Genomic DNA, 6,863 nt, shown 5'->3' with positions numbered 1-6,863 from the left:
CATCGACGCAACCCATCTGGAAGACCGGCGAACGGCAGGGATCCGCTTGAGGACGGCCCGCGTGCCCGGCACGCGCGGCGCTCGCATTCCCGCACTCCAGCGCCCAGTCTCGATCGGGGCCCCGCCGAATTTCCCTAGGGTCTGTCGATCTCCGCCGAACTGCCACCGGACTGTAGGGAATTGCCGGACCGTTCGGCTGGATCGTCAGTTGCGCGAGCCATGGGCGCGGCCCGTCCGGGCGCGGTGCCCCGACGTCGATGAGGATCACCGCCATGCCCGAACCCTTCCCGCACGGCGACGCGCCGAGAGTGCCGGGGCCCTCCACCGAGGCCGCCGCGGACCAGGCGGCGTCCGAACTCAGCGCGCTCGACGAGCAGCTGATCGCCCAGCTGGCCCGACGCGTCCGCCTGGCCCGCGGCCACCAGCTCAGCCGCCGCGCCGCCGGATTGCCGACCACCAGCCTCGCCCAGGAGAACGCGATGCTGCGCCGCTACGCCGCCCGGTTCGGAAACCAGGGTGCCGAGATCGCGCTGGCGATCCTGGAGCTCTCCCGCTCCCCCGACCGGCCCGGTTCCGAACGGCGATAGGGCGGTGGGGGCTTCACCTCCCCACCGCCCCGCCCCGCCCTGCTGCCGTGCCGGGCCCGACGTCACCAGCGCGCGTCGGCCAGCACCTCGCCGTAGTCGCGGGCCAGCCGTGCCTGCTCCAGGTCGGACTCGACCATCATCCGCATGAGCTCCGGGAAGTCGACCTCCGGCTCCCATCCGAGCCTCTGCCGCGCGTTCCCGGCGTCCGCGCAGAGCGTCTCGACCTCGGCGGGCCGCACGAGCGCGGGGTCCACCTCGACGTACTCCTCCCAGTCGAGCCCGACGCACTCGAAGGCGATCCGCGCCGCGTCCCGCACCGAGTGCATCTGCCCGGTGCCGATGACGTAGTCGCCGGGCTGGTCCTGCTGGAGCATCAGGTGCATGGCCCGCACGTAGTCCCCGGCGAAACCCCAGTCGCGGACGGCGTCGAGGTTGCCGAGCAGCAGCCGGTCCTGCTGACCGAGCTTGATCTGCGCCACCGCGAGGGAGATCTTCCGGGTCACGAACTCGGCCCCGCGGCGCGGCGACTCGTGGTTGAACAGGATCCCCGAGACTCCGTACATTCCGTAGGACTCGCGGTAGTTGCGCGTGATGTAGTGACCGTAGGTCTTCACCACGCCGTACGGGCTGCGCGGGTGGAAGGTGGTCCGCTCGGTCTGCGGGGACTCCGCCACCATGCCGAACATCTCGGAGCTGGAGGCCTGGTAGAAGCGGATCCGCCCGGGACCGGCGGCGGAGCCGGCCGGCTTGTTGATCCCGCTCACCATCCTGATAGCCTCCAGCACCCGCAGCACGCCGGTGCCGTTGACCTCGGTGACCAGTTCCGGCTGGCGCCAGGACATCGGCACGAACGAGATCGCCCCGAGGTTGTAGACCTCGTGGGGCTGGATCGAGTCGACGGCGGACACCAGGCTGCCCTGGTCCATCAGGTCGCCGTCGACGAACCGCAGGTCCGGGATCAGCCTGCTGACCCGGTCCTTCCGCGGGTTCGCCTGCCCCCGGGTGAGGCCCCAGACCTCGTACCCGAGGGAGATGAGATGTTCGGCCAGGTACGACCCGTCCTGGCCGGTCACCCCGGTGATCAGTGCACGCTTGGACATCCGTTCCCCTTCAGCCACTGCTCGCGGGCCGTTCTCGGCACAGTCAGCGAACCAGAGGGACCGCTAAGGAATTTGCGAGACTTCCCACGGCCCGCTGTCCTTCCGCCGGGGCCGCGTTCCAGACGCCGCCTGGACGCCGGAGATCCGTGCGGTGCCGACGGGGCGCGCCGCCACCCTGTGCTGGGCGGACCGGGTCACGCCCGGTCACGCCGCTGTGGCGGACCTGTGAGCGGGGCTACCTGCGCTGCCACGCCGGTCGGGCCCGGCCCTGGCCCCGGTACGGGCGGCAAGCGCTGGCGGGTTGGGTGGGCCGCCGACAACTGGCCGGACAGCTCCTCCAGACAGGCGCCGCGCTCACCGGCGTCCAGCTTTCTCGGCGCCGGCAAGACCATCCTGCTCAACCACCTGCTGCACAACCGGGACGGCCTGCGCGCCGCAGTGATCGTCAACGGTATGAGCGAGATCAGCATCGACGTCGCCCTGGTCCGCGACGGAGGCACGCTGTCGCGAACCGAGGAGCGGCTGGTCGAGATGACCAACGGCTGCATCTGCTGCGCCCGGGCTTGGCGAACGGGTCGGTGCCGAGGTTCATGGTGAAGGCGAGCTCGCTCCACAGCTCCTGCGGCGCGGTGAGGATGCGCAGGGCCTGGTTCTGGGCCTCGGCGCGGGCGGTGGTGAGGGTGAGCCCGCCGGCATAGTCGAACTGGCCCGCCTTCAGGCCGTTGAGCCGAGCACCGGCGTCGGCGACGGAGAGCAGTTCGATCTGGTCGAGGTAGGGGCCGCCATTGGCCGAACCCCGGTAGTCGGTACGGGCGGTGAGCAGGCTGCTGCTGCCGGCCGTCCAGCTCTCCAGGACGAACGGTCCCGAGCCGGGCGCGTGCGCGACGTCGGTGGTGCCGTCGGGGAAGACGAACATCGACTGGGCGAGGACCAGGTCGAAGAAGCCGTCGGGGCCCTGGAGTTGAAGCTCCAGCGTGCGGGGGTCGCGGACGGCGGACGCCCCGGCGTCGAGCCCGCCGAGCAGCCCGCTCTGCACGGTGGGGCTGGAGGCCAGTGCGCGGAGGCTGAACAGCACGTCCTGGGCGGTGAGTTTGCGTCCGTCGCTGAAGGTCGCGCCGTCCCGTAGCCGCACGGTCCAGCGGGTGGCGTCCGCGTTGGGCTCGACGGATTCGGCGAGCCGCCACACCGGGGCGCTGCCCTCGATCTCGCCGAGGGTGTCCCAGATCAGCCGGGCCCGGACGTAGTCGATCGCGCTCCCGGTCGCCTGGAGCACGCTGGTGGACTCGGCGCTGGATCCGGCGAAGGCCGCCCGCAGCTTGCCCCCTCGGCGGGGCGGGGCGGAGGCCGTGGGGCTCTGCGTGGCAAGTGGCGCGCGGGCGCTCGATCCGCTGCTGCACGCCGTGAGCAGGCCGCTGCCGAGCACCACGCCCGCGCCCACCAGGCCGAGCATCGATCTCTGGGATATCTGACGATGCGTCACCTTGCCCTCATTCATGGACGGTTCCCCAACCCTAAGGTGAAACGATAATGCTTTTCAATAACCCTGCGGGGGGCAACAGTTCAGGTGCCGCGCGACGATTCATCGCCCGTTTTGCCGGTCATGCGTAGATTTGAAGATGGACAGAGGGAAGGCGAACGTCATGAGCGCACCGGTCGACCACCGAACCCACAGCGAGCACGGCCACCACCACGGCCAGGGCTGCGGCCACGTGGCGGTGCCGCACGCCGACCACGTGGACTACGTCCACGACGGCCATCTGCACCGCGTCCACAACGGCCACGTCGACGAGTGCGAGTCGACCGGCCACGTCGAACACTCCAGCCACGCCCACGAGCACGGGCAAGGCTGCGGCCACACCGCCGTACCCCACGGCGACCACGTGGACTACGTCCACGACGGACACCGCCACGCCGCCCACGCGGGCCACTGGGACGACCACTGACCGGCCCGGCTTCAGCGCACGGCCACGAGGACGCAGCTGTCGCCGTACTGGCAGACCGGCCCGGCAGGGCGGAACCCGGCCTGCCGTAGCAACCGCTCGTGCCCGGCCGCCGACGGTCCGTTGCCGTCACCGTCGGCCGGTGGGAGCTGCCGCTGCCTGGCCGCGAGCAGTTCGGCGAACTCCGGGACCTGCGCCGCGGCGGCCCACCAACCGGCCCAGTCCTCCCCGGTGCCACGCCTTCCCCGGCGCTCGGCGCGGCACCGCCCCACCGTCCGGCTGAAGCGGGCGAGAACCGGGTCCTCCAGTGTCAGGTGGTCACCGTTGACCAGCACTCCGCCGGGTCGCAGCACGTCCGCCAAATCCCGGTAGATCTCCCCCAGGCGGTCCGGCCGCGGGTAGTGCAGCGCCGCGGTGGACACCACAGCGTCCACGGGCCCGTCGAGCGCCAGCTTCTCGGTCCAGCCCGGTTCGCCGATCATGACCTCGGCGTAGCGTGCCGCGTCCGGGCGGCCGACCCGGCCGAGTTCGAGCAGCAGCGGGTCGAACAGTTCGGGGAGCAGGTCCTCGCGCAGTGCGCAGCAGGGGCAGTCGTGCGTCAGCGGGACGTCCGACTCGCTGCGCGACCCTGCGGCGTCCAGGATGGCCCGCCGGACCCGGCCGTGGAGGGCGGCGTCGGTGAGGTCGTGGTGCAGCACGACGGCGTTCCCGCCGCCGCTCAGCAGTTCCAGGACCGCCTGGCGGCGCTCGGCCTCGTGGAGGCCGGCGACGACCACCACCGGCAGGCGGGTGTCGTCAGGCATTGCGTCTTCCTTTCGGCGTTGCGGCGTCGGCGTTGCGACGCCGGTCCGGAAGTCCGAGGGAGTCCGGTCGCGTCGCGGGCTGCGGCGATCCCGGTGCAGCCCGCGACGCGACCGGCCCGCGGACCGGGCTACCAGCTCGACTTGCGGACCCCGGGCAGCTGGCCGGCGTGCGCGAGGGTGCGCAGGTTGATCCGGGAGAGGCCGAAGGCGCGCTGGTAGCCGCGCGGGCGGCCGTCCACGCTGTCGCGGTTGCGAACCCGCGTCGCGCTGGCGTCGCGCGGCTGGCGCTGCAGCTCGGCCCGGGCCGCCGCGCGGTCCTCCGGGCTGCTCGCAGGGGACGCGATGATCCGCTTGAGTTCCGCGCGGCGCTCGGCATATTGCGCGACAACGGCCCGGCGCTGCTCGTTCTTGGCGATCTTGCTCCGCTTGGCCATCAGACCTTCTCCCCTCGGGCGCGGATGCGGGTGACGGCGGCCTCGATGCCGATCGTGTCCACGGTCTTGATGCCCTTGGCGCTGAGGGTGAGCCGGACGTAGCGGCCTTCGCTGGGAATCCAGTAGCGCTTGCGCTGGATGTTGGGGTCGAACCGGCGGCTGCTGCGGCGGTGCGAGTGGGAGATGGTGTTGCCGAATCCCGGCTTGCGGCCGGTGAGCTGGCAGTGGGCGGACATCACGACTCCGGATGGATGGGACGGTGCGCAGCCACGGATGCGGCTCCGGCTTCGGGAATGCCGTGGCCTCGGCTGGTGTTGCCACCCTACAGCTAGATGGAAACGAAAACCATTTCGCTATGATGACGGCTCACCCGCCACCGATCCGCTCCAGGAGGACGCCATGGCGCGCAACGACCTGCGCCCGATCATCAAGCTCCGCTCGACCGCCGGCACCGGCTACACGTACGTGACGCGCAAGAACCGCCGCAACGACCCGGACCGCCTCGTCCTGCGCAAGTACGACCCGGTCCTCGGCCAGCACGTCGACTTCCGCGAAGAGCGCTGACCCCAGAAACCCACCCGAGGAGTAGCCCCATGAAGCCCGGCATCCACCCCGCCTACCGCCCCGTCGTCTTCCGCGACCGCGTCGGCGGACTGACATTCCTCACCAGGTCGACGGCCACGAGCGACCGGACCATCGAGTGGGAGGACGGCAACACCTACCCCGTGATCGACGTGGAGATCTCCTCCGCCAGCCACCCCTTCTACACCGGCGCCGCCCGCGTCATCGACACCGCCGGTCGCGTCGAGCGCTTCGAGCGCCGCTACGGCGCCCAGGCCGCCCGACGCCGGGGCTGAGCCGCAGATCGCGCGCGAAGGCCCGGGTGGTCCTTGATTCCAAGGACCACCCGGGCCTTCGCGCCGGCGGCAAGCAGCCGAGGGCCTCAACTGCGCCGGGTGATGGCGGGCGTCCGAGGCGGCGTGATGCGCTGCAGATCAAGGGCGGCGGGCAGTTCGGCAAGGCCGGGCCCGCCCGCGAGCGCGTAGCCGAGGATGAGGGCGATGCTGTCGTCGTCGAGCGCCCACCCCAGCCAGACCGGACGGCCGCCGCGGGTGCGGCCGTGACTGGAGGGCTGGACGACGATGACGTTGGACTGGAGGCAGGCGTCCAGGCAGTCGGCCGTCCGGACCACCAGCGCGCCGCCGGATTTCTCCGCCGCCGCCCGGAGCCGGGCGAGTTGGCCATCGTGGTCGGTTCCGGTGTGCTTGCGGACACTGCCGCAGCAGCAGCCGCGGCAGACGACCACCGTGCACGGCCGCCCTCCTGGCCGTAGGGTCACCGGCTCAGGTCGTCCGGCATCGGCCATGCCTCCACCCGCCCCTCGTAGTCCGCGACCACCAGCACGTCCGGTTCCGCCCAGGCGAGTGCGGTGACCGGCTCCGGCAGTTCGCGTTCGTGGACGGGCCTGAGCAGCGCCCCGGCTCGTCCGCCGTCGGCCCGCCACAGCGCGACCTTCTGCTCGGCTCCGGCGCTGGCCAGGATCGCGCCGCTGCCGGGCCGCCAGGCGAGGGCGGTGACGGTCTCGTGGGCACGCAGCGCGCGGGGCTTGGTGCCGGCGGGGCCCTTGCCGGAGAAGTCCCAGACGGTGATGTCGGGGGCGCCGTCGGAGGCGAGCCAGCGGCCGGTGCCGTCGAAGGCGAGGCGGGCGATCTTGTCGGGATAGCCGTGCATGGTGAGTTCGTCGCCGTCCCTGGTGCGCCAGATGTGGATGCTGGCGTCCTGGTTGCCGGTGCAGATCCAACGGCCGTTCGGGTTCAGGGCGATGGCGAGGTGGGAACCCACGTACTTGTACTCGGCAACCGGCTGCGCACTGTGCCGCTCGTGGCAGCGGACGCCGCCGTAGGCGGAGCTGACGAGGCGTCGGCCGTCCCGCAGCCAGGCCAGGTCGGTCACGGTGCTCGGCGCGAGGTCGGTGCCCCACCGGCGGACGCCGTCGGGG

11 protein-coding genes and 2 pseudogenes are annotated in these 6,863 nt (G+C 71.7%); 6 read left to right on the top strand and 7 right to left on the bottom strand.

Annotation, left to right across the window (positions count from 1 at the left end):
• Positions 1 to 272: 272 nt before the first annotated feature.
• Positions 273 to 587, top strand: coding sequence for a chorismate mutase family protein (locus O1G21_RS33905; protein ID WP_270149091.1), 315 nt, complete (start codon positions 273 to 275; stop codon positions 585 to 587).
• 62 nt (positions 588 to 649) lie between these two features.
• On the opposite strand, the gene O1G21_RS33900 is transcribed toward O1G21_RS33905, so the two are convergent.
• Complete coding sequence (locus O1G21_RS33900; RefSeq protein WP_270149089.1) at positions 650 to 1,687, bottom strand: GDP-mannose 4,6-dehydratase; 1,038 nt, start codon at positions 1,685 to 1,687, stop codon at positions 650 to 652.
• 130 nt (positions 1,688 to 1,817) lie between these two features.
• Here O1G21_RS33900 and O1G21_RS33895 point away from each other — a divergent pair.
• Both O1G21_RS33895 and O1G21_RS33890 read left to right on the top strand, forming a co-directional pair.
• Positions 1,818 to 2,001 (top strand): annotated as a pseudogene (locus O1G21_RS33895) (DUF72 domain-containing protein); the annotation flags it as partial.
• A gap of 49 nt (positions 2,002 to 2,050) precedes the next feature.
• Positions 2,051 to 2,242: pseudogene (locus O1G21_RS33890) on the top strand (GTP-binding protein); the annotation flags it as partial.
• Here the strand turns inward: O1G21_RS33890 and O1G21_RS33885 are convergent.
• Positions 2,151 to 3,137: an ABC transporter substrate-binding protein gene (locus tag O1G21_RS33885; RefSeq protein ID WP_270151400.1), complete on the bottom strand. Its 987-nt coding sequence runs from the start codon at positions 3,135 to 3,137 to the stop codon at positions 2,151 to 2,153. The pseudogene O1G21_RS33890 and the gene O1G21_RS33885 overlap by 92 nt on opposite strands.
• A gap of 190 nt (positions 3,138 to 3,327) precedes the next feature.
• Between O1G21_RS33885 and O1G21_RS33880 the strand changes: the two genes are divergently transcribed.
• Positions 3,328 to 3,630 carry a hypothetical protein gene (locus O1G21_RS33880; protein WP_270149088.1) on the top strand — a complete coding sequence of 101 codons (303 nt, stop codon included), beginning with the start codon at positions 3,328 to 3,330 and terminating at the stop codon, positions 3,628 to 3,630.
• A gap of 11 nt (positions 3,631 to 3,641) precedes the next feature.
• Here O1G21_RS33880 and O1G21_RS33875 read toward each other — a convergent pair whose 3' ends face one another.
• From O1G21_RS33875 to rpmB, 3 genes are all read right to left on the bottom strand, one after another.
• Positions 3,642 to 4,430 (bottom strand): CobW family GTP-binding protein, encoded by a 789-nt coding sequence (locus tag O1G21_RS33875; protein WP_270149087.1) that lies wholly within the window; start codon positions 4,428 to 4,430, stop codon positions 3,642 to 3,644.
• A gap of 128 nt (positions 4,431 to 4,558) precedes the next feature.
• Positions 4,559 to 4,864 (bottom strand): 30S ribosomal protein S14, encoded by a 306-nt coding sequence (gene rpsN, locus O1G21_RS33870; protein ID WP_270149086.1) that lies wholly within the window; start codon positions 4,862 to 4,864, stop codon positions 4,559 to 4,561.
• Entirely contained in the window at positions 4,864 to 5,100 is a 237-nt protein-coding gene (gene rpmB / locus O1G21_RS33865) for a 50S ribosomal protein L28 (protein ID WP_270149085.1), read from the bottom strand. Before rpmB ends, rpsN begins: the two co-directional genes overlap by 1 nt.
• Positions 5,101 to 5,263: 163 nt before the next feature.
• On the opposite strand from rpmB, the gene rpmG reads away from it, so the two are divergent.
• Complete coding sequence (gene rpmG / locus O1G21_RS33860) at positions 5,264 to 5,428, top strand: 50S ribosomal protein L33 (RefSeq protein WP_270149084.1); 165 nt, start codon at positions 5,264 to 5,266, stop codon at positions 5,426 to 5,428.
• Positions 5,429 to 5,457: 29 nt separating this feature from the next.
• Complete coding sequence (locus tag O1G21_RS33855) at positions 5,458 to 5,721, top strand: type B 50S ribosomal protein L31 (RefSeq protein ID WP_270149083.1); 264 nt, start codon at positions 5,458 to 5,460, stop codon at positions 5,719 to 5,721.
• Positions 5,722 to 5,807: 86 nt separating this feature from the next.
• Here the strand turns inward: O1G21_RS33855 and O1G21_RS33850 are convergent, their stop codons facing one another.
• Both O1G21_RS33850 and O1G21_RS33845 read right to left on the bottom strand, forming a co-directional pair.
• Positions 5,808 to 6,230, bottom strand: coding sequence for a (2Fe-2S) ferredoxin domain-containing protein (locus O1G21_RS33850; RefSeq protein ID WP_270149082.1), 423 nt, complete (start codon positions 6,228 to 6,230; stop codon positions 5,808 to 5,810).
• Positions 6,200 to 6,817 (bottom strand): WD40 repeat domain-containing protein, encoded by a 618-nt coding sequence (locus O1G21_RS33845; RefSeq protein ID WP_270149081.1) that lies wholly within the window; start codon positions 6,815 to 6,817, stop codon positions 6,200 to 6,202. Before O1G21_RS33845 ends, O1G21_RS33850 begins: the two co-directional genes overlap by 31 nt.
• Positions 6,818 to 6,863: the final 46 nt, after the last annotated feature.

It is taken from the genome of Kitasatospora cathayae, from assembly GCF_027627435.1.
GTDB lineage: Bacteria > Actinomycetota > Actinomycetes > Streptomycetales > Streptomycetaceae > Kitasatospora > Kitasatospora cathayae.
The sequence above is the reverse complement of the archived record's forward strand: the minus strand, read 5'-3'. Positions and strand labels throughout refer to the sequence as shown.

What these genes read in the sequence shown, in the direction of transcription:
- rpmG (WP_270149084.1), top strand. Translation starts at nt 5,264, where the DNA reads ATGGCGCGCAACGACCTGCGCCCGATCATCAAGCTCCGCTCGACCGCC.
- O1G21_RS33885 (WP_270151400.1), bottom strand. Translation starts at nt 3,137, where the DNA reads ATGCTCGGCCTGGTGGGCGCGGGCGTGGTGCTCGGCAGCGGCCTGCTC.
- rpsN (WP_270149086.1), bottom strand. Translation starts at nt 4,864, where the DNA reads ATGGCCAAGCGGAGCAAGATCGCCAAGAACGAGCAGCGCCGGGCCGTT.
- O1G21_RS33900 (WP_270149089.1), bottom strand. Translation starts at nt 1,687, where the DNA reads ATGTCCAAGCGTGCACTGATCACCGGGGTGACCGGCCAGGACGGGTCG.
- rpmB (WP_270149085.1), bottom strand. Translation starts at nt 5,100, where the DNA reads ATGTCCGCCCACTGCCAGCTCACCGGCCGCAAGCCGGGATTCGGCAAC.
- O1G21_RS33875 (WP_270149087.1), bottom strand. Translation starts at nt 4,430, where the DNA reads ATGCCTGACGACACCCGCCTGCCGGTGGTGGTCGTCGCCGGCCTCCAC.
- O1G21_RS33880 (WP_270149088.1), top strand. Translation starts at nt 3,328, where the DNA reads ATGAGCGCACCGGTCGACCACCGAACCCACAGCGAGCACGGCCACCAC.
- O1G21_RS33850 (WP_270149082.1), bottom strand. Translation starts at nt 6,230, where the DNA reads ATGGCCGATGCCGGACGACCTGAGCCGGTGACCCTACGGCCAGGAGGG.
- O1G21_RS33855 (WP_270149083.1), top strand. Translation starts at nt 5,458, where the DNA reads ATGAAGCCCGGCATCCACCCCGCCTACCGCCCCGTCGTCTTCCGCGAC.
- O1G21_RS33905 (WP_270149091.1), top strand. Translation starts at nt 273, where the DNA reads ATGCCCGAACCCTTCCCGCACGGCGACGCGCCGAGAGTGCCGGGGCCC.